This is a genomic window from Streptomyces rectiviolaceus, from assembly GCF_039533825.1.
Lineage (GTDB): Bacteria > Actinomycetota > Actinomycetes > Streptomycetales > Streptomycetaceae > Streptomyces > Streptomyces rectiviolaceus.
This window is the reverse complement of sequence record NZ_BAAAUG010000046.1, coordinates 53,081-71,337: the sequence shown is the minus strand read 5'-3', so window position 1 is coordinate 71,337 and position 18,257 is coordinate 53,081. Positions and strand designations below refer to the sequence as shown.

Below are 18,257 nucleotides of genomic sequence, written 5' to 3'. Positions count from 1 at the left end.
GCTAGATTCGGCGCTGGATTCCAGGAGGGGTCATCATGCTCAACGCACTCGAGGTCATCACCACCGTCATCGTCGGCGTGATGGTGGGGGTGGAGTTCGCCGTCCCCTTCTTCATCAACCCGACCCTCAACGCCCTCCTCGGCGACAACGGCCTGCTCGGCCGCGTCCACGGGGCCCGAGTGGGCGGCGCCGTGATGCCGTTCTGGTACATCGGCTCGCTCGTCCTCGTCGGGGGCTGGGCCATCGCCGGATGGGACCACGACGGCACCGGTCTCGTCGTCGTCGCCGCCGGGTTGCTGATCCTCAGCGTGCTCATGTCGATCCTGGTGCTCGTCCCGATCAACAACCGGGTCAAGACGTGGACCGCCGCCGACAACCGGCCGGCCGACTGGAAGCAGCAGCTGACCCGCTGGGACCGCTTCCACTACGTCCGCGTCGCCGTCATCATCGCCGCCTTCGCCCTGCTGGTCGCCGCCCTCGCCTGAGCCCACGGGCTCACCGCCCACCTCACCAAGTCGACGAAGACTCACTCACAAGGGGAAGAACAATGTCGCTAAAGAAGATCAACACCGTCCTGGCCGCCGCCTTCATCCTCTTCATCCTCTGGTTCGGGACGGAGTTCATCCTGAGCCCGGAGACGACGGCGCCGGGCTTCGGCCTGCCGAGCTGGCCGTCCGGCGACGGCGGCGGCTTCCTGATCGTCAAGGGAATCCGCGACGTCGTCCTGGCCCTGGTCCTGGGCATCCTGCTGGTGACGGGCCACCGCCGGGCCCTGGGCTGGGCGCTGCTGGTGGAGGCCCTCGCCGCGTACGGCGACATGACCACCGTGCTGGCCCACCACGGCTCCGTGGCCACCGCGCTCGGCGTCCACGGCCTGACCGCGACACTGATGGTGGTCAACGGCCTGCTGATAATGCGAGAGACCCGCAAGGCCGCGCCCGCTCCGGCAGCGCTCGCCCCGCAGCCCGCCTAGGGCAGGTGTGGTACATGACCTGTACCATGGATCTCATGGCACTGAAGCGAACCAACGTCTACGCCGATGACGAAGACCTCGCGATGATCAAAGAGGCTGCCGCACGCATGGGAGTCTCGGAGGCCGAAATAATCCGCGAGGGCATTCACCGCATCGCCTTGGCGACCCGCATCTGGGACGAGCCGTTCGTCACCGATGAGGAGACGTTCGACCTTGGTGGGCCGGTCACGGATGACGACATCCGTACGGCTGTGACCGGCGCACATGAGGCGCGAGAGCGCCGCAATCGGGGGCACGCGGCTTGATCGCCATCGCTGACACCTCCGGACTGCTCACGCTCTACAACCGTTCCGACCCGGATCACGAAGCGGTCCGCAAGGCCGCGGACCAGTGCGCTCTTCTCGTCGCCACCCCTCTCGCCCTGACCGAGGTCCACCAAGTGGCGGCCAGTCGTGCCGGGCGTGCCGCAGCCGACGGCATCCTTCGCTCGCTCATCGCGCGCGCACGCCAGATGCGGCTTGTCCTGGCCCCTCCCACTCCGGATCACCTCGACGTGGCGCTGTCCGTACGGGCCCGGTATGACTCCCTCGGCCTCGATCTCGTGGATGCCGTGAACGTCGCCCTGGCCGCCGAGTACGACACCGATGCCGTACTGACCCGGGACATCCGGGACTTTCGGGCCGTACGCCCTCTCGGGGGCCGGTACACCCACTTCCGGATCCTGCCGGACGACCTCTGACCCGGTTGCTCTGTGGCCAGGACATGGACATTTCGCGGACCTCCGAAGATCCATGAAAAGCCCCTGTGAAGCCCGGTCAAAAGTGATCTGAAGGGCGACTCTTCAGATATCCCTTCGCCTCTGAACCGACCGTTCCCGTTCGATTACAGTGCTGCGCAGAACGTGCGCAGAGGGTGCGCGCCGAGAGCAGGGAGAGGAGGTGCCGTGAGCACCGCAGCAGCCACCGGAGTCTGGGGCCGCGCCGAGCAGCAGGACTTCCGCAGCCGGGTTCGCGGCACGTTGCTCGGAGCCGCCGTCGGGGACGCCCTCGGCGCGCCCGTCGATGAGCTGAGCCTCGAAGGGATACGGGAGGCTCACGGCGCGGAAGGTCTGACCGAACCCGCCCCCGCCCACGGCAGGCGCGGAACCGTCACCGCAGCCACACAGCTCACCCTCTTCACCGTCGACGGACTCATACGCGCCCAGGTGCGCCGCGACACCGGCGCCTGGCATCCGCCCACCGACCTGCACCGCGCCTACCGCCGCTGGGCGGCCACCCAGAGCGACTGGGGCCCCGACGAGCGGCGCAAGGAAGACGGGTGGCTGGCGCGCGAGGAGTGGCTCTACTCGCGGCGGTCGCCCGCCCGTGCCTGTCTGGTCGGGTTCGGCGACGAGAACATGGGGACGCTCGAGGCCCCCATGAATCCGGACGAGAAGGGGACGGAAGCCGTCACCCGGTCCGCTCCCTTCGGGCTCCTGGTCGGGTGGGAGCCGCAGCTGGTGCTTCAGCTGGCCGTGGAGTGCGCCGTGCAGACGCACGGCCATCCGAGCGCCTATCTCGCGGCCGGCGCGCACACCATCCTCGTGCACGGTCTGGCCCGCGGTGAGTCTTTGGACGGCGCCATTCAGCGGGCGCTCGCGCTGCTTGCCGCCCGGCCCGGTCATCAGCCCGTCACCGATGCGTTGAAGCATGCGCTGGGAGCCGTGCGCCAGGGGATGCCCACTCCCTCCCGGGTGGAGGAGCTGATGGGGGACGGGGGAGCCGAGGGTGCGCTCGCCGCCGCCGTCTACTGCGCCCTCGTAGGCGAGGACATCCGCCACGGGCTGCGGCTCGCCGTCAATCACGGGGGAGCTTCGTCCGCCGCGGGCGGCCTGTGCGGGGCGCTGCTCGGCGCGCTGCACGGCGAGACCGCGTTGCCGCCGGGGTGGCTGACCGAGCTTGAGGGGCGCGCGACGATTCTTGAGCTGGCAGATGATTTTGCGATGGAGATGACTCAGGGGCCTGCGCTGCATGGGCCCGCGGTGTCGTCGCCGGGGTGGCTGGCGCGGTATCCGCGGGCGTGAGGGGTTTCTCAGACACAGGACGGGCTGGAAGACATCCCTGTCCGGGGAGATCTTCCAGCCCGTCCGGCGTTTGAGGACGAACTCGGCGAAGCCGGTGATTTACGGCAACCGGCCCTGAGGGGTGACTACTTCATCAGCCTCTCCGGCCTGGGGCGGTACAACGGCTGCCCCGGCGGAGCCATCATCATCCGTGTTGATCATCTCGATGATCGCGTCCCGCTCCGGAGTGTCCTCCGGCTTCAGGTAGCCGATGAGGATGTAGAGGATGAGCGAGACCGCCAGCGGGATCGAGACCTGGTACTCCAGGGGCACCCCGCCCTCGACGTTCCAGTTGATCGGGTAGTTGACCAGCCAGAAGGCGAGCAGACCCATCGACCAGCTGGTGAGCGCCGCCGTCGGTCCCGACTTGCGGAACGTACGCAGCAGACCCAGCATCATCGGGATCGCGATCGGACCCATCAGACCGGCCACCCACTTGATGACGACCGTGATGATGTCCTTGAACGCGGGGGAGTTGACCTGCGTGGCCACCGCCATGGAGAGGCCGAGGAAGACCACCGTCGTCAGGCGTGCCGCGATCAGACCCTTGCGGTCGTTCCAGCCCCTGGCCGCCTTGGACACCACCGGCGCCACGTCCCGCGTGAAGACCGCGGCGATCGCGTTCGCGTCCGACGAGCACATCGCCATCGTGTGCGAGAAGAAGCCGACGATGACCAGGCCCAACAGGCCGTGTGGCAGGAGCTGTTCGGTCATCAGGGCGTACGAGTCCGAGCCGTCGGGCTTCTTCGCGTCGACCAGGAGCGGGGACATCCACATGGGGAAGAAGAGGACGACCGGCCACACCAGCCACAGGATCGCCGAGAGCCTGGCCGAGCGCGCCGCCTCGCGGGGAGTCGCCGTGGCCATGTAGCGCTGGGCCTGGTTGAGCATGCCGCCGTTGTACTCGAAGAGCTTGATGAAGAGGAACGCCAGAAGGAAGATCGTTCCGTACGGGCCGACCAACGGCTCTGCGTGGCCCGCGAGTTCGGGCTCGTCCCAGACGCCGAAGAAGCCGCCGTGGTCGCCGAGTTTGGACACCACGGCCACGAACATCGCGACACCGGCCAGGAGTTGGATGACGAACTGGCCGAGCTCGGTGAGCGCGTCGGCCCACAGACCGCCGATGGTGCAGTAGACGGCGGTGATCACGCCGGTGATCAGGATGCCTTGGTTGATCGAGATGCCGGTGAAGACGGAGAGCAGCGTGGAGATGGCGGCCCACTTGGCGGCCACGTCCACGATCTTCAGGAGCATTCCGGACCAGGCGAGCGCCTGCTGGGTCTTCAGGTTGTAGCGGTTCTTCAGGTATTCGAGGGGCGACGCCACGTGCAGGCGTCCGCGCAGCCGGTTGATGCGGGGCGCGAAGAGCTTCGAGCCGATGGCGATGCCGAGCGCGATCGGGAACGACCAGGTGATGAAGGACGTGACGCCGTAGGTGTACGCGATGCCCGCGTACCCGGTGAACATCACCGCGCTGTAGCCGGACATGTGGTGCGAGATGCCGGACAGCCACCAGGGCATCTTGCCGCCCGCGGTGAAGAAGTCGCTGACGTTGTCCACGCGCTTGTGGGACCAGACGCCGATCGCGACCATGATGCCGAAGTAGCCGATGAGCACGGCCCAGTCGAGACTGTTCATGTGCCCCCTCCAGGGGTCCGCCTTGTGAACTGCGCTGAATGCCGTGCACTTCGCCAGTTTCGTGACATACGGACGTGGGCGGCCTTGAAGTGCCCGCTCATCGTGGGTTCGGGCGTGCGCCGACTACAACCGGCCGTGAGGTCAAGAGCGAGTAAAATCGTTCTGTTTACTGACCTGCGTTCACATTCTTGATTCAGAGAGAGCGCAAAAAACGGCTGTACGGGACGTGATCCCGTACAGCCGTGGCCCGTTCCGCGGCGCGACGCCTACCGCATCAGCTCTCCCGCGTTCACCAGGAGCGACTGCCCCGTGATCGCCCGCGCCCGGTCCGACGCGAGGAACACCGCCGCGTCCGCCACGTCCCCGTCCGTCGCGAGGTCCGGCAGCGCCATCCGCTCGGCGAGGCGCCCCCGCACCTCATCCTCCGGCACCCCCTCGGTGTGCGCGGTGAACTGGACGTACGCCTCCACCGGCGGGCCCCACATCCAGCCGGGCAGCACGGTGTTGACCCGGATCCGGTCGGGCCCCACCTCGTGCGCGAGGGAGTACATCGCCGACGTCAGCGCGCCCTTCGACGCCGCGTACGCCGCCTGCCGCACCTGCGAGGGAGCGGCGACGGCCGACTGCGTGCCGATGAACACCACCGAGCCGCCCCGCTCCTTGAGCGCGGGCAGACAGGCCCGCGTCATCCGCAGCGTGCCGAGCAGATTGACGTCGATGACCTGCTGCCAGGTGGCGAAGTCCGCGTCCTGTACGCCCCCGAAGTAGCTGTCCCAGGCGGCCACATGGACCACCGCGTCGATCCCGCCGAAGCGCTCGCGCGCCAGGTCGGCCAGGGCCTCGCACTGGGTCTCGTCGGTGATGTCGGTCGCGCGGTACGCCGTGCGCGTGCCCTCGGGGTCGATCTCCGCCGCCGACTTGGCGAGGTTGGCCTCCGTGCGCGCCCCGAGGACGGCGCGGCCCCCGTCGCGTACGACAGCGGCCGCCACCTGGTGGCCAAGACCGGCACCGACTCCCGAGACGACGACGGTCTTTCCTTCGAGGAGCGACGGCATGGGGCGCCTCCCGGCTCTGGCAGTTTTGCTGACGGGGCGTCAGAGTATGGGCGTCCACCGGAGGAAGGAAGAGGGAGGAAGGGGAGAGGCATGAGCGACGACACCCGCGAGAGCGCCCGCGAGAACGCGCGCGACGACACCCGCAGTGAGGTGTACGGGGAGCTGGCCGGCGTCGGGCCCTACGGCGTGCACCCGGGCCACGCCCTGATCACGATGGTCGAGCCGCACCCGGGCCACGAGTACGCGTACAACCGCTGGTACGAGGACGACCACTACTACGCCGGCGCGATGGCGATGCCCTGGATGTACGCGGGCCGCCGCTGGGTCGCTCCCCGGGATCTCCAGCTCCTGCGCGTCCCCGAGAAGTCGGCGGTCGCCCAGCCCGTCACCGCGGGCTGCTACCTCTCCACGTACTGGGTCACCGAGGGCCGCTACGACGAGCACATGAAGTGGACCGTCGGCATCAACAAGCGCCTCAACCGCGACGGCCGCGTCTATCAGGACCGCACGCACGTGTTCACGGCCTTCCAGGACCACGAGGCCACCGTCTACCGGGACGGAGCGGCCGGACCCCGCGACTTCCACGCGCTCGACCACCCCTACCAGGGCCTGGTGCTCGAAGTCATCGACGCCGAATCGGGCGAGCAGCGCGCGGAGTTGCTGGAGTGGCTGCGGGCCAAGCAGCTGCCGCGCGCCCTTGCGGGGTCTCCGGCCGCGATGGTGACGATCTTCCGGCCGACTCCGCTGCCGGGGGACAAGATGACGTACGTGAAGCAGGTCGAGGGAGTCGATACGCGGCTGACGCTGCTCTGGTTCCTGCAGGCCGATCCTCGGGAGTGCTGGCAGGAGCACTTCGCCGGGCGGGGAGACGCGGTGGCGGAGTCCGGTCTTGGGCGGGTGGAGCTGGTGGCGCCTTTCGTTCCCACGGTGCCGGGAACGGACACGTACGTCGATCGACTGCGGTAGAAAGGCCGAGCCCCCTCGGCCGGGACGGCGGGCCAGTCGAGAGGGCTCAATCGGTCGTGCTTATGAAGTTGTCGATCTCTCGCTGAACCTGTGGTGCTGATGCGCGATGCGGCGTCTGTCAGCCGAGGTGTGACGTCTCCCGGCCGACCTCGGAGACGAACGCGCGCCACGTGTCGGAGGGAAAGGCGAGGACGGGACCCTCGGTGATCTTTGAGTCCCTGACCGAAATGGCCGTCGAGATAGGAGACTTGACCTCTACGCACGCGCCGTTTCCCGTGGAATACGAGGACTTGACCCACGTATTCGTAGCGCCCTGATGAATTGCCATGGTTACTCCGGTTCGCCCAGTTGGTGAGTTGCGGTCACCGCCAAGTGCGGCTGTGCCAACAGGTGTTGCTTGATGGCGTGAATGACGCTACTCGCCAACATCGCCGAGTGAAGGGAGCGTTCACTCGACCGGATGGCATATTCCAGTGGGGTCTTCCGCCTCGCCGAGGGCAAGGTGTACCGTGCGGCGCTTTCCCGCGCGAGACGGCCTCATACGCGGTCGGTACGCTAGCGTGCGTACTCTTTCGCGATGTCTGCGATGAGTTGGCGTGATTGATCCACATTCAGGGCCTGCGCCCGCAGGTGTTCGTACATCACGCTGTACTGCTGGACGTCGTTCGCCTTCTCCAGATAGAGATCGCTCGTGACGCCCTCGATGTAGACCACACTGGAATCCGCGGCGTCCGGGAATTCGAGAATCGCGTACTGACCATTGAGGCCGGGGTGCGCGCCCATCTCGAAAGGAATCACCTGGACGGTCACGTGCGGCAGTTGGGACTGCTCCACGAGGTGCTCCAGCTGGTCGCGCATCAGATGCCGCGAGCCGACCACGCGGCGCAGCGCGGACTCGTCCAGGACGGTCCACAGACGCAGCGGGTTCTCCGGGGCGCTGATTCGTTCCTGCCGACGCACGCGGACCTGGACGCGCTTCTCGATGTCCGTCGGCGTGGTCTCCGGCAGCGCGCCGGTGATGAGGGCCTCCGCGTACGGACGGGTCTGCAGCAGGCCGGGGACGACCTGCGGGTCGTACACGCGCAGGGATGCGGCGTCCGTCTCCAGACCGATGTAGACGCTGTACGGGATGTCGCCGAAGGAGTGCCACCAGCCTTGCTGGCGGGAGTCCTTGGCCATTTGCATGAGCGAGTCGACGATGCGGTGGTCCTCGACCTCGTAGACCCCGCAGAGGTCGCGCACATCGCGCTGGCTGATCGAACGGCGGCCGTTCTCGAGGCGGCTGATCTTCGACTGCGAGACCAGCAGACGCTCGGCGACCTCCTCGGCCGTCATGCCCTTGAGCTCACGGAGCCTGCGGAGCTCCTGGCCCAACCGGCGTCGCCTGACAGTGGGATTGACATTGGACGCCACGGGACGTGCACCTCCGACTACATGCCTCTACTTTGCGTATCTGCTGTTCAGCAGAGTGCCACCAACGCGTCGCGCACCGCTGGGAAACAGCTGATGTGAAGTGCGAACTGCGATCGACGTGAAGACGGGCATGAGGACTGGTGTGAGGGTGCGGCCCGGCTGCGCGGCGCCAAGAGTTGCGGCCGCGCGGGGCGGAGGTACCGGTGTCGTCGTCCGGACGTTCCGGTGCCAGTGCCCCGCGCGGCCCAGCGGCTCCCGTACCGGGTCTGGGGGACTGCGGTGCGGCGTTGCTGTTGCCGATACTGCGGTGAGTCGTTACTGCGTGAGTCTTTACTGCGGTGAGTCGTTACTGCGGTGCGGCTGTTCGTACTGGCTGACCGGGCTCAGTGGGCCACGGCACGTGCCATGGATCCACGGCGCGGCTGCATCGGGACCCCGCCGGGTTCCGGTGCGGTCCTGGCCGGCTGTCGGCCACCACCTGGCCCGCCAGGCATCCCACCCGGTCCACCCGGTCCCGCTGGGGCCGGGCTGCGGCGTGGCTGAGCGGCCACACCGTTCTGGACGTCCATCACGGCGTGCGCCACGAGGCCGCCCATCGGGTCGTGCCTGATCAGGTCCCGGAGACGGGAGCGCGATGAACGCCCCTCGTTGCCGGGGTAGAGGTGCTTGCCGAGCCCCACTGCGTGAGCGAGCGCGGCGAGCGCCGCGGTCCGCGGGTCCGGTGGTACGCCGGTGCGGATCGCACTGTCCAGTCGGGACCTGATGTCCCGGCTGATTGCCGTGTCCGTCGCTTGGTAGCGAGTCGTCGGCAGTACTCCGCACATCTGGCCCGATACGGCATGCACCATGCCGCACCGCTCCAGGTGCGCGAGGTAAATCTGGCGCAGCCCCAGTCGGGGCCCGCCAATCCAGTGGACTGCCCGAACCGGGCTGCCGCGCCTGCGCAGCAGTTCCAGTGCGGAGTCCAGAGTCGGATCTCCGGTCGGCCGTGGCATCACCACGGCGATACGATCCCCGTCTGGGGCTATCCGTCCGGCCAGCGCCAGCTCCACTAGCTGTGCTCCGGCCAGACCGAGGTCGAGCGACTGCGGCTGCGCTGTGGTACCCGTGGCCGGGTCCAAAGCGAGCAGCAGAAGCTCCTCCGGAATTGTTCTGCGGCTCCTGCCCATCCATGCCTCCCCGCGTGGATGAATGACAGGGTGACCCCTCTCACATTGGTCTGTCGAGAGTGCGTGACCGGTAAGTACGGGAACCAGTAGGTATGTCGTTCTCGTCTACCACGGGGGTTAAGCCCTCACACAGGACACTGGTACATGGTTCGGACAGTGGGTCCGGCCATGTTTTGGCGCAACGGCAACGCGAGCGGCATGGCGTACGAGGAGGCATCGGTGGCGGGCGAGACCCCCGACAGGTCGAAGCAGCGGAAGTCGTCGGGGAACCCGACTGGGGCAGAACCGTCCGTGCCGGCGCCGGAGGAACGCGACCCACGCCTTGCGGTGGCCCGCGAGGTCCCCGCGGCGCGGGAGGGCTCCGAGGCGCGGGAGGACCAGGCGACGGCGGTCTTCTCCACGAAGGCGGTGGCGGAGTCCTCGGCGGCCGGGGCCTCCGGTTCCGAGGACTCCGCGGACTCCGAGGACTCCAAGGAGAGCGCCGAGGCGTGGCCCAAGGCCGAGGAGAGCGGCGACGCGCGACTGCGGGCCGCTGTGGCGGCGTGGGTGGCCACGGCGGACGAGGAGGGCTCCGGGGACGCGGAGACCGAGAAGCCCGCGGAGGCGGCGGCTGAGCCTGACGAGGAGGCTGCCTCTGAGGAGGACGCGACCTCGGGCGACGAGGAGAGTTCCTCCGAGGCCGCCGAGCAAGGCGCTGCCGAGGATGACGACGCCCCGGCTGACGGCGAGGCTGAGGCTGCGGGGCAGAGCGCTGCCGCCGAGGAGGAGAGTTCCTCCGAGGCCGAGCAGGACACGGCCGACGATGACGCCTCGGCTGACGGTGAGGCTGATGCTTCGGTCGACAGCGCGGATAGCGCCGACAGCGCCGACAGCGCCGCCGCCGACGACGACGCCGACTCCCGTGACGCCGACGAGCCCGCGGGCGCGGACGGTTCCTCGGATGACGTCGCCGACGCCGCCGCCGACGACGACTCCGGTGACGCCGACAAGCCCGCGGAATCTTCCGAGGACTCCACCGAGGGCGACACCGAGGCCTCGACCGACGCCGCTGACGACGACTCCGGCGACGATTCCGGAGACGACAAGACCGACGCCGACGCCGACGCCGACGCCGAGACCGAGGCGGAGGCCCCCGAGCAGCCCGCCCCCTCCGGCGGAGTCGATCAGGCCACCGCCGTCTTCAAGGCGCTCCCCCCGAAGGCCGTTGACCAGCCGACCACCATGCTCAAGCTGAGCGACCACCAGCCCAAGGGCAAGGACGCCGACAAGCCCAAGCCCAAGCCCGAGGACAAGGCCGCAGCAAAGCCCACCGCAAAGCCCACAGCAAAGCCGGAAGGCGAGGCCGAGCGCACCAGCAAGTTCGTCGCGCTCAAGCCCCTGGACACCTCGTCCAGTGGCCCGATGCCCCCGGCCAAGGCGACCCCGCCCGCCGAGGCGCCCACGCCCGAAAAAAGCAGCGTAGGGCCCGAGCGCACCACCCAGCAGCCCCTTCCCCCCAGGCCGCCGCTCGACCTCCTGGCCGAGCTGACCAATACGCCGCCGCCGCCCGAGACCCGGGTCCGCACCGCCGTGCGGAGGGTCAAGATCTGGACGCCGCTGGTGCTGCTCATGGTGGTCGTCTTTGCGGTCGTACAGGCAGTGCGCCCGCTGCCGACGCCCACCCTCGAACTCACCGCGAAGGAGACCGTCTCCTTCGAGGGAGGCAAGCCGTCCATGCCGTGGCCGAGCAAGGGCCAGGCCGCGATGGACGTCAACGGCATCGGGACGTTCGGCACGTCCGGCGACCAGAAGCCCGTGCCGATCGCGAGCATCGCCAAGGTCATGACGGTCTATCTCGTCCTGCGTGACCACCCGCTGAAGAAGGGTGGCGACCCCGGCCCGAAGATTCCGGTCGACGCCGCCGCGGAGAAGCACTACGAGACGGGCAAGGCGGGCAACGAGTCGGTCGTCAAGGTGACCGAGGGCCAGAAGATCACCGAGTACGAGGCGCTGCAGGCGGTCATGCTGCCGTCCGCGAACAACATCGCCAAGCTGCTCGCCCGCTGGGACACCAAGAGCGATTCCGAGGACGAGTTCGTCGCGAAGATGAACAAGACGGCCAAGGAACTCGGCATGAAGAACACCCACTACACGGACCCGAGCGGACTGGACAAGACGACCGTCTCCACCGCCGAGGACCTCGTGAAGCTGGGCCGGGCCGCGATGGAGGACCCGGTCTTCAACGAGATCTCCCGTCAGCCGAGCTACAAGGACCTCAACGGCGACAAGCAGAACAACTTCTTCGGGCTCGTCCCGACGGTCGCCATCGGCATCAAGACCGGCACCACCACCGCGGCGGGCGGCAACATCCTCTTCGCCGCGGAGAAGAAGGTCGGCGGCGAGACCCGGACGATCATCGGTGCCGCCCTCGGGCAGTACGGGCAGAACGGCGTGGCCAACATCGACGAGGTCACCGGCGTCACCCGCAAGCTCATCGAAGCTGGGCAGGGCGCGCTGACCGCCAAGACGATCGTGAAGAAGGGCGACGTCGTCGGCCGGGTCGACGACGGTCTGGGCGGCACGGCCCCGGTCGTCGCCACCAAGGACGTCGAGGCCGCCGGCTGGTCGGGCCTGACCGTGAAGCTGAAGCTCGGCGAGAGCGCGGGCAAGACGATCCCGCACTCCGCGAAGGCCGGCACCCAAGTGGGTGTGCTGAGCGTCGGCGACGGCAAGGACGGCGCCGTCGAGGTGCCCGTCGCGCTCCAGGAGGACCTCACCGAACCGGGCTTCGGCGCCAAGCTCAAGCGCGTCGGCTGAGTCACGCGCGGCACGACGCAGGCGTGGGCGGAGGCGCAAGCCGCCGCCCACGCCCACGCATTGGCCGAACTCCGCCGGACCCGCACGGAGGGAGCCCCCACCCCCGGCGCCCGCCGGGCCCTGCGTGCTAGCGTCACAATCTCGGGGGTAGTACGCCGGGGCTGAGTGACGGAGTGTTCCGGGACGGACCCTCTGCCGCGCCCCTCGGACGGACAGAACGACACGGGGAGTGCCGCAAGTGGCAACAGCGGAGCCGACGCGAGCCGACGACGCCGATCCTGAGCCCGGCACCGGTGGCGGCACCCGCACCGGGGCGCGAATACAGCTGCCCGCCCAGCGCCGCACCGACCCCGTGGCGCCCGAACGGGCCTCCGGTTGGATCCGGTTCCTGCGGCACCCCGTGACCATCACGACCGTCACCGCGGCCGTCCTGCACGTCCTGTGGTTCTTCACCTTCGCCAACAGCGGCGGAGACCTCGCCGCGCAGGACGCCTGGGCCGAGTTCGTCGGACGGCACCCCGACTCCGCGTACAACCTCGCCTGGTACGGCGGGATGCACCCGGTGTCGTACAGCGTCGTCTCGCCGTATCTGATGTCGGTGCTCGGCGTCCGGACCACGATGATGATCGCCGGGACGGTCTCCGCCGCCCTGCTCACGATGATCCTGATCCGCAGCCGCGCGGTGAAGCAGCCTCTGTGGCCCGCGTTCGCGGGTCTCTTCGCGCTGTTCTGCAACGCGGTGTCGGGCCGCGTGACCTACGGTCTCGGCCAGATGTTCGCGCTGATGGCCGTCGCCGCCGTCTTCTGCTGGCCCTACCGCTGGCGCTACAAGCGGTGGGCGAAGGCCCTGGTCGCCGCGCCGTTCGCCGCGCTCGCGACCATGGGAAGCCCGGTCGCCGGACTCTTCGTGGGCATGATCGCCGTCGCGCTTTTCCTCAGCAAGCGCTACCCCGGCGCGTACGCGCTCGGGCTCGCGCCCGCTGTCGTCGTGGGCCTCTCCGCGTGGCTCTTCCCGTTCTCCGGCACGCAGCCGATGTCGTTCGGGTCCGCATCGCTGCCCCTGATCTGCTCCGGCCTCGTCTTCTTCCTCGTACCGAAGCAGTGGAAGACCGTGCGGATCACCACTGCCGTGTACGCGGCCTTCGTGCTCGGCGTCTGGCTGATCAGCTCGCAGATCGGCTCCAACATCAGCCGCCTCGCGATGTCCTTCGGGGGCGTCGCGCTGCTTGCCGCGCTGCCGTTCGCGGTGCCGAAGACCCGCAAGTGGTACGCGATCGTCGTGGCGCTCGTCGGCTTCACCGGCTGGGTCGGGTTCAAGGCGGTCGACGACATAATCCACACGACGCCCCAGGCCTCCTGGACACGTGAGCTCGCGCCGCTGGTGAACGAGCTGCAGGAGGTCGGCGCCGAGAAGGGCCGCGTGGAGGTCGTGCCCGCGCGCAGCCACCGCGAGGCCTCCGCGCTCGCGCCGTACGTGAACCTCGCCCGCGGCTGGAACCGGCAGGCGGACATGGAGCGCAACCCCCTCTTCTACGACGACACCCTCAACTCCGCGAACTACCACGAGTGGCTCCAGCGCTGGTCCGTGCATTACGTCGTGCTGCCCAAGGGCGAGCCCGACGGCGACGGCGGCAAGCGCGAGGCCCAGCTGGTCGAGAAGGGCCTGCCGTATCTGAAGCAGGTGTGGGTGGACTCCAACTGGCAGCTGTACGAGGTCACCGACCCGACCCCGCTCGCCGATCCCCCCGCGGTCGTCGACCGCGCCGAGGCAGGCGGTATGACGATCGAGGTGAAGGAGGCGGGCCGCGTCCTGATCCGCGTCCCGTACTCGCCGTGGCTCAGCCTCGTCGACGCCGACGGCAAGGGCGTCGAGCGGCCGAAGGAGACCGAGGAGTCCAAGCGGCTGCGGGAGACCGACGAGGACGCCCCCAAGCAGTTCGACAACCTCAACGGCTGCCTGATGGAGGCGAAGGAGGACGCCGAGGGCGACAAGTGGACCGAACTCCTCGCCCCCGGCCCCGGCGTCTACCGCCTCGGCGCCCCCTACCAGCTGCCACGCGGCACCGCCTGCCCGGAGGAACTGCAGGAGAGCGTGCGCTAGCCGGGCGCCGGCTGGGCATGGGCGGAGAGGCGGGCCGCAATCCACGAGGGAACGGGACCAGGGCCACCCGCGGCAGGTCCGCCCCCACCGGAGGCGGACCCTTCCGCACACCGTTGCCGACTCACCGGCACCGGGACCAACGCACCGGATCACGCTCACCGTCCCTGGCCTGCTCACCGGGACGGGTCCACCGGCCCAGGCGCCCCGGCCAGCCCGCCAGGGCGGGCTCACCAAGACGGTGCCGTCGGCATCGGCTCACAGTGACCGGGTCACACGGCCGGGGTCACCGGGAACGCCACGTCGCACACCTGGTCCTCCGGACCGGCGGTGTCCCACTCCACGAAGTAGATCTCGCGGCACGCTCCCGCGACCTTCAGGCCTTCGCGGGCCACCCACGCCTCCACCGCCTCGAACGCGCCGAGGATCTGCGGATACGAGACCTGGGCCTTGGTGATGCGGGTGTAGGCGATCCGGTGGGCGGGCTCCACCCGGGAGCTGGTGCCCCGCTGCCGGCCCGCCTTCCGCGCCCACGCCCGCGCCGCCTCCGCGTCCCTGACCGGGACACAGGCCTCCGCGGGCCCGTCGCTGTCCTGGGTGACCTCTGCGTGGTAGACGACGAACGGCGAGTCCGCCATGCCGCCGCACTCGCTCTCCGCCGCCTCCTCCAGGCGACGCGTCGACGCGTCGATCCAGACGGGCAGCTCCTCGGAGAGGAGGTGCCTGCTCTCGCAGATGACGTACTGCTCCGGCACGTCGACGGTCTTGACCTCGAAATCTTTCCCGTACATCTCGGAACCTCTTCCAGACAGTCGTCCACGGAGGTACCCCACGAGCGTGCGCTGCTCCGCGTGCCGCTCCTCGACGTCCGCCCAGTACGCGGCGACCGCCCGCTCCGCCTGCTCGCCGTCGAGCCGTACCGTCGCGGCGATGTCCGCGAGCGGCATGCCGAGGCGGCGCAACAGGACGACCGTGCGGGCGCTCTCCACCTGCGACGCGCGGTAGTGGCGGTAGCCGGTGGACTCGTCGACGTACGCCGGGGGCAGCAGCCCGAGGCGGTCGTACAGGCGCAGGGCCTTGGGCGAGAGCCGTGCGCGGGCGGCGAAGTCGCCGATGGTGAGCAGCGGTTCGCCACTCGCCGGTCTTGCCGGTACGTCTCCCGACCCGTCTTCCTGTGCGTGCACGTCGTCCATGGGGGCATCCTCCGTCACCGCGCCCCTCGGCCCGGCACGCAGGACGATGGGCTCTGCCCCAGGGGCAAGGTCAACCGCTGCCGGTGCCGCCTGTGCGGGGAGGCGCGCCCCGGTGGCCGTAGTACGCCTGTGCCTCCAGCCATCGGCGGTGCCTTCCGCGCCGTACGCCGACGATGATCGCGATGCCGGAGGCCGCGAGGAGGCCGAGGAGCGGCACGACGACGGTCACGACGATGCCGCCGACGAAGGACGCTATGTCGGCGTCGTCTCCGGGCGCGAAGGTGAGCGCGCCGCGCGGGTCGTCGCACATCACGCGGTAGTCCGCGTCCGTGTCCGTCTTGAGCACGAACGCCCGCTGCCACTCGACGCTGCCCTTGGTCACGGTGAAGGTGCTGTCGGGCGTGGTCACGCGCGGCGTGGATCCGGAGGGGCCGGAGACGACCTTGCAGTGCGCACGCGCGATGAAGGGGCTGCGTACGTAGATGGCGGCGTCGTCGTCGGGCCCGATCCGCAGCGTGACGGACCGCCCGCTCGTGAACGCCTCGCTGTCGTCGACGGAGCCCGCCGCCGAGGTCAGCGTCAGCACGAAGCTCACGATGCCGATGCCCACGCAGACCGCCGCGATCACCCCTGCCACGACGAACCACCGCCGCCGTGGCCGCAGTTGCCCCGCGTCGATGCGTGGCGGCGGCCCGGGCGGTGGCCCATAGGGATACATATCGGAACGATGACAGCCTGCCGACGGTTGGGGAAGAGCCCCAAGGAGGAGCTGCCGTCCTGCTGGTGAGCTGCTGACGGCCCGAGCTACCGAGAACCGTCGCTCTGCGGGTCGCCCTTCACGTAGTCCCGCCAGATCCGGACCGGAAAGACATTCCCGTGCCGCGAACTCGCCCCGCCCACGCCCGACATGGGCAGCAGCTGCGGCTCGTCCGGGCTGGTCCGGAACATCGTCACGGCGGTCGACAACTCCTCGGTGGTGGCGGTGAACCAGGCCGACCGTAGGCGGTCCTGGTCGCCGGTGCGCCCGGCGACGACCGGCCGGTCGACGGATGACGCGCCGACGCCCCGCATCGCGTCGGCGACCTCGTCGGCCACATCCGGATCCAGCGCGCGCCGCGCGCCGGGCCTCGCGAGCCCGCCGACGGTCACGTCGTCCTTGACGACCTTGGTCACCGAGTAAGGATCGTGCCGCAGGCCGCGGTTGACGAAGGTGCCGTAGGCGCCGGCCATGCGGATCGCGCTGGGGGTCGACGTGCCGACCGGAAAGGTTTCCTCCAGGCGCGCCATGCTGCCCTCGAGCAGCCCGGAGGCGATGGCGGTGCGCCGCACCCGCTCCAGGCCGATGTCCTTGCCGAGGCGTACGTAGGTGGCGTTGCCGCCCTTGGACAGGGCCTGGCGGAGGGTGGGATGAGTGCTGTCGGGCCCGTCGGTGCCGCTGTCGCTGCCGCTGCCGCTGCCGACGGAAGGCGCGGCTGATTCCCGCAGGAGGCCGCCGTCGTCGTAGAAGCTCCCGGCCGAAGCGGGCTGCCACCGGGTGCCGCGTCCGGCCGACGTACGGATGCCGTGTTCAAGGGCCGATGCGAGCACGAAGGGCTTGAAGGCGGACCCGACGGGGACGCCGGAGGTGTCGGCGTTGTTGGTGAAGTGCTTGGTGGCATCGGCCCCTCCGTACAGGGCGACGATGGCGCCGTCGGCCGGACGCACGGAGGCGGCGCCCACCTGCACGCCCTTGTCGGCGGCGCGCTTCTTCGGGTCGATGCCGCTGTCGATGGCGCGCTCGACCGCGCCCTTCAGGCGTCGCACCTTGTCCTTCTCGAAGGTGGTGTGGATCTTGTAGCCGCCGCGGGCGAGGTCCTTGTCGGTGAGGCCGGTGTGCTGCTTGACGTACTTGTTCGCGACGTCGACGAGATAGCCGGTCTGCCCGCCGAGGCTGGTGGTCCGGGACTCCTTGTGAGGCTCGGGAAAGGTCGTGAACTCCGCGCGCACATCGGCCTTCATGAGCCCGGACTTGACCTGCCGATCGAGGATCCACTCCCAACGGGCCTCAGCGCGGCGGTGGTTGGCGCGGCTGACGGAGGGGTCGTACTGCTCGGCGCCCTTCAACAGGGCGGCGAGTGCGGCACCTTGGCTGGGGTTCAACTGCCGGGCGGGGATGCCGTAATAGGCGTGGGCGGCGGCCTCGATGCCGTAGGCGCCGCGCCCGAACCAACTGGTGTTGAGATACCCCTGCAGGATCTCCCGCTTGCTCTTCTTCCGGTCCACCTTCAACGCGATGACGAACTCCTTGACCTTCCGCGTCACCGTCTGGTCCTGGGAGAGGTAGGTGTTCTTCACGTACTGCTGGGTGATGGTGGAACCGCCCTGCGTCTCCTGCCCGCGGACCATGTTGACCGCGGCGCGGGCGAGGCCCTTGGGCGAGACGCCGGAGTCACTGTAGAAGGTGTCGTTCTCGGCGGCGATGACGGCGTTCTCGACGGCGTCGGGAATCTCCGAGAGCCGTACGTTCTGCCGGTTCACCTCACCGGTGCTCACCATCTGGGTGCCGTCGGCCCAGTAGTAGACGTTGGCCTCGCGCTGGGCGGCCGCGTTCTCGTCGGGGATGTCGACGGAGGCGTACACGAGGGCGAAGAGGCAGGTGAGGGCGGTGAGAACGAGGGTGAGGGAGCCGAGCCCCTGCCGCCAGGAGGGCAGCCATCGCCGCAGGCCGCGTCTGCCGTGCCGGGGGTAGTCGATGAGGCGGCGTCGGCGGAGTGGCTTGCGGGCGCGGGGATTTCTGGGCTTGCGATTGGCCTTGCGCGCCGGCTTCCCCTGAGTGTGTGTCCCCATGGTGGGGGAGAGGGGGGTGATGGGGGCGG

The 18,257-nt window shown here is 69.2% G+C and carries 16 protein-coding genes; 8 read left to right on the top strand and 8 right to left on the bottom strand.

What is annotated here, in order from left to right; translation table 11 throughout:
- The first annotated feature begins 35 nt into the window (after window positions 1–35).
- The 5 genes from ABD378_RS16300 to ABD378_RS16280 all read left to right on the top strand — a co-directional run bounded on the left by ABD378_RS16300 (window position 36) and on the right by ABD378_RS16280 (window position 3,035).
- Complete coding sequence (locus tag ABD378_RS16300) at window positions 36–485, top strand: anthrone oxygenase family protein (RefSeq protein WP_344521625.1); 450 nt, start codon at window positions 36–38, stop codon at window positions 483–485.
- 62 nt (window positions 486–547) lie between these two features.
- Window positions 548–973 (top strand): DUF4267 domain-containing protein, encoded by a 426-nt coding sequence (locus ABD378_RS16295; RefSeq protein ID WP_344521624.1) that lies wholly within the window; start codon window positions 548–550, stop codon window positions 971–973.
- A 35-nt stretch (window positions 974–1,008) separates the two neighbouring features.
- Window positions 1,009–1,278, top strand: a complete 270-nt coding sequence (locus ABD378_RS16290; protein ID WP_160505612.1) for a ribbon-helix-helix domain-containing protein — start codon at window positions 1,009–1,011, stop codon at window positions 1,276–1,278.
- A complete protein-coding gene (locus tag ABD378_RS16285) occupies window positions 1,275–1,712 on the top strand; it encodes a type II toxin-antitoxin system VapC family toxin (RefSeq protein ID WP_344521623.1) in 438 nt (145 codons plus the stop codon). The genes ABD378_RS16290 and ABD378_RS16285 overlap by 4 nt, the downstream gene beginning before the upstream one ends.
- A 204-nt stretch (window positions 1,713–1,916) precedes the next feature.
- Window positions 1,917–3,035, top strand: a complete 1,119-nt coding sequence (locus tag ABD378_RS16280) for an ADP-ribosylglycohydrolase family protein (RefSeq protein ID WP_344521622.1) — start codon at window positions 1,917–1,919, stop codon at window positions 3,033–3,035.
- Between the two features lie 99 nt (window positions 3,036–3,134).
- On the opposite strand, the gene ABD378_RS16275 is transcribed toward ABD378_RS16280, so the two are convergent.
- A complete protein-coding gene (locus ABD378_RS16275; RefSeq protein ID WP_344521621.1) occupies window positions 3,135–4,712 on the bottom strand; it encodes a sodium:solute symporter family protein in 1,578 nt (525 codons plus the stop codon).
- 266 nt (window positions 4,713–4,978) lie between these two features.
- On the bottom strand, window positions 4,979–5,767 hold the full coding sequence (locus ABD378_RS16270) for an SDR family oxidoreductase (protein WP_344521620.1): 789 nt from the start codon (window positions 5,765–5,767) through the stop codon (window positions 4,979–4,981).
- A gap of 90 nt (window positions 5,768–5,857) precedes the next feature.
- On the opposite strand from ABD378_RS16270, the gene ABD378_RS16265 reads away from it, so the two are divergent.
- A complete protein-coding gene (locus ABD378_RS16265; RefSeq protein WP_344521619.1) occupies window positions 5,858–6,733 on the top strand; it encodes a hypothetical protein in 876 nt (291 codons plus the stop codon).
- Between the two features lie 118 nt (window positions 6,734–6,851).
- Here ABD378_RS16265 and ABD378_RS16260 read toward each other — a convergent pair whose 3' ends face one another.
- The 3 genes from ABD378_RS16260 to ABD378_RS16250 all read right to left on the bottom strand — a co-directional run bounded on the left by ABD378_RS16260 (window position 6,852) and on the right by ABD378_RS16250 (window position 9,315).
- On the bottom strand, window positions 6,852–7,061 hold the full coding sequence (locus tag ABD378_RS16260) for a DUF397 domain-containing protein (RefSeq protein ID WP_344521618.1): 210 nt from the start codon (window positions 7,059–7,061) through the stop codon (window positions 6,852–6,854).
- A 227-nt stretch (window positions 7,062–7,288) separates the two neighbouring features.
- Window positions 7,289–8,146: a Scr1 family TA system antitoxin-like transcriptional regulator gene (locus tag ABD378_RS16255; protein ID WP_160505605.1), complete on the bottom strand. Its 858-nt coding sequence runs from the start codon at window positions 8,144–8,146 to the stop codon at window positions 7,289–7,291.
- A 383-nt stretch (window positions 8,147–8,529) separates the two neighbouring features.
- Window positions 8,530–9,315: a GOLPH3/VPS74 family protein gene (locus ABD378_RS16250; protein WP_344521617.1), complete on the bottom strand. Its 786-nt coding sequence runs from the start codon at window positions 9,313–9,315 to the stop codon at window positions 8,530–8,532.
- Between the two features lie 144 nt (window positions 9,316–9,459).
- Between ABD378_RS16250 and ABD378_RS16245 the strand changes: the two genes are divergently transcribed.
- Window positions 9,460–12,111, top strand: a complete 2,652-nt coding sequence (locus ABD378_RS16245; protein WP_344521616.1) for a D-alanyl-D-alanine carboxypeptidase — start codon at window positions 9,460–9,462, stop codon at window positions 12,109–12,111.
- 238 nt (window positions 12,112–12,349) lie between these two features.
- Window positions 12,350–14,212 carry an MFS transporter gene (locus ABD378_RS16240; RefSeq protein WP_344521615.1) on the top strand — a complete coding sequence of 621 codons (1,863 nt, stop codon included), beginning with the start codon at window positions 12,350–12,352 and terminating at the stop codon, window positions 14,210–14,212.
- Window positions 14,213–14,481: 269 nt separating this feature from the next.
- On the opposite strand, the gene ABD378_RS16235 is transcribed toward ABD378_RS16240, so the two are convergent.
- The 3 genes from ABD378_RS16235 to ABD378_RS16225 all read right to left on the bottom strand — a co-directional run bounded on the left by ABD378_RS16235 (window position 14,482) and on the right by ABD378_RS16225 (window position 18,228).
- The gene (locus tag ABD378_RS16235) at window positions 14,482–15,402 is read right to left on the bottom strand and encodes a MerR family transcriptional regulator (protein ID WP_344521614.1); all 921 of its coding nucleotides are present in this window, start codon (window positions 15,400–15,402) and stop codon (window positions 14,482–14,484) included.
- Between the two features lie 70 nt (window positions 15,403–15,472).
- Window positions 15,473–16,120, bottom strand: a complete 648-nt coding sequence (locus tag ABD378_RS16230) for a hypothetical protein (RefSeq protein ID WP_344521613.1) — start codon at window positions 16,118–16,120, stop codon at window positions 15,473–15,475.
- Window positions 16,121–16,206: 86 nt separating this feature from the next.
- Window positions 16,207–18,228 carry a transglycosylase domain-containing protein gene (locus ABD378_RS16225; RefSeq protein ID WP_344521612.1) on the bottom strand — a complete coding sequence of 674 codons (2,022 nt, stop codon included), beginning with the start codon at window positions 18,226–18,228 and terminating at the stop codon, window positions 16,207–16,209.
- Window positions 18,229–18,257: the final 29 nt, after the last annotated feature.

What these genes read in the sequence shown, in the direction of transcription:
- ABD378_RS16290 (WP_160505612.1), top strand. Translation starts at nt 1,009, where the DNA reads ATGGCACTGAAGCGAACCAACGTCTACGCCGATGACGAAGACCTCGCG.
- ABD378_RS16245 (WP_344521616.1), top strand. Translation starts at nt 9,460, where the DNA reads ATGGTTCGGACAGTGGGTCCGGCCATGTTTTGGCGCAACGGCAACGCG.
- ABD378_RS16250 (WP_344521617.1), bottom strand. Translation starts at nt 9,315, where the DNA reads ATGGGCAGGAGCCGCAGAACAATTCCGGAGGAGCTTCTGCTGCTCGCT.
- ABD378_RS16225 (WP_344521612.1), bottom strand. Translation starts at nt 18,228, where the DNA reads ATGGGGACACACACTCAGGGGAAGCCGGCGCGCAAGGCCAATCGCAAG.
- ABD378_RS16295 (WP_344521624.1), top strand. Translation starts at nt 548, where the DNA reads ATGTCGCTAAAGAAGATCAACACCGTCCTGGCCGCCGCCTTCATCCTC.
- ABD378_RS16260 (WP_344521618.1), bottom strand. Translation starts at nt 7,061, where the DNA reads ATGGCAATTCATCAGGGCGCTACGAATACGTGGGTCAAGTCCTCGTAT.
- ABD378_RS16270 (WP_344521620.1), bottom strand. Translation starts at nt 5,767, where the DNA reads ATGCCGTCGCTCCTCGAAGGAAAGACCGTCGTCGTCTCGGGAGTCGGT.
- ABD378_RS16230 (WP_344521613.1), bottom strand. Translation starts at nt 16,120, where the DNA reads ATGTATCCCTATGGGCCACCGCCCGGGCCGCCGCCACGCATCGACGCG.
- ABD378_RS16275 (WP_344521621.1), bottom strand. Translation starts at nt 4,712, where the DNA reads ATGAACAGTCTCGACTGGGCCGTGCTCATCGGCTACTTCGGCATCATG.
- ABD378_RS16235 (WP_344521614.1), bottom strand. Translation starts at nt 15,402, where the DNA reads ATGGACGACGTGCACGCACAGGAAGACGGGTCGGGAGACGTACCGGCA.
- ABD378_RS16265 (WP_344521619.1), top strand. Translation starts at nt 5,858, where the DNA reads ATGAGCGACGACACCCGCGAGAGCGCCCGCGAGAACGCGCGCGACGAC.
- ABD378_RS16300 (WP_344521625.1), top strand. Translation starts at nt 36, where the DNA reads ATGCTCAACGCACTCGAGGTCATCACCACCGTCATCGTCGGCGTGATG.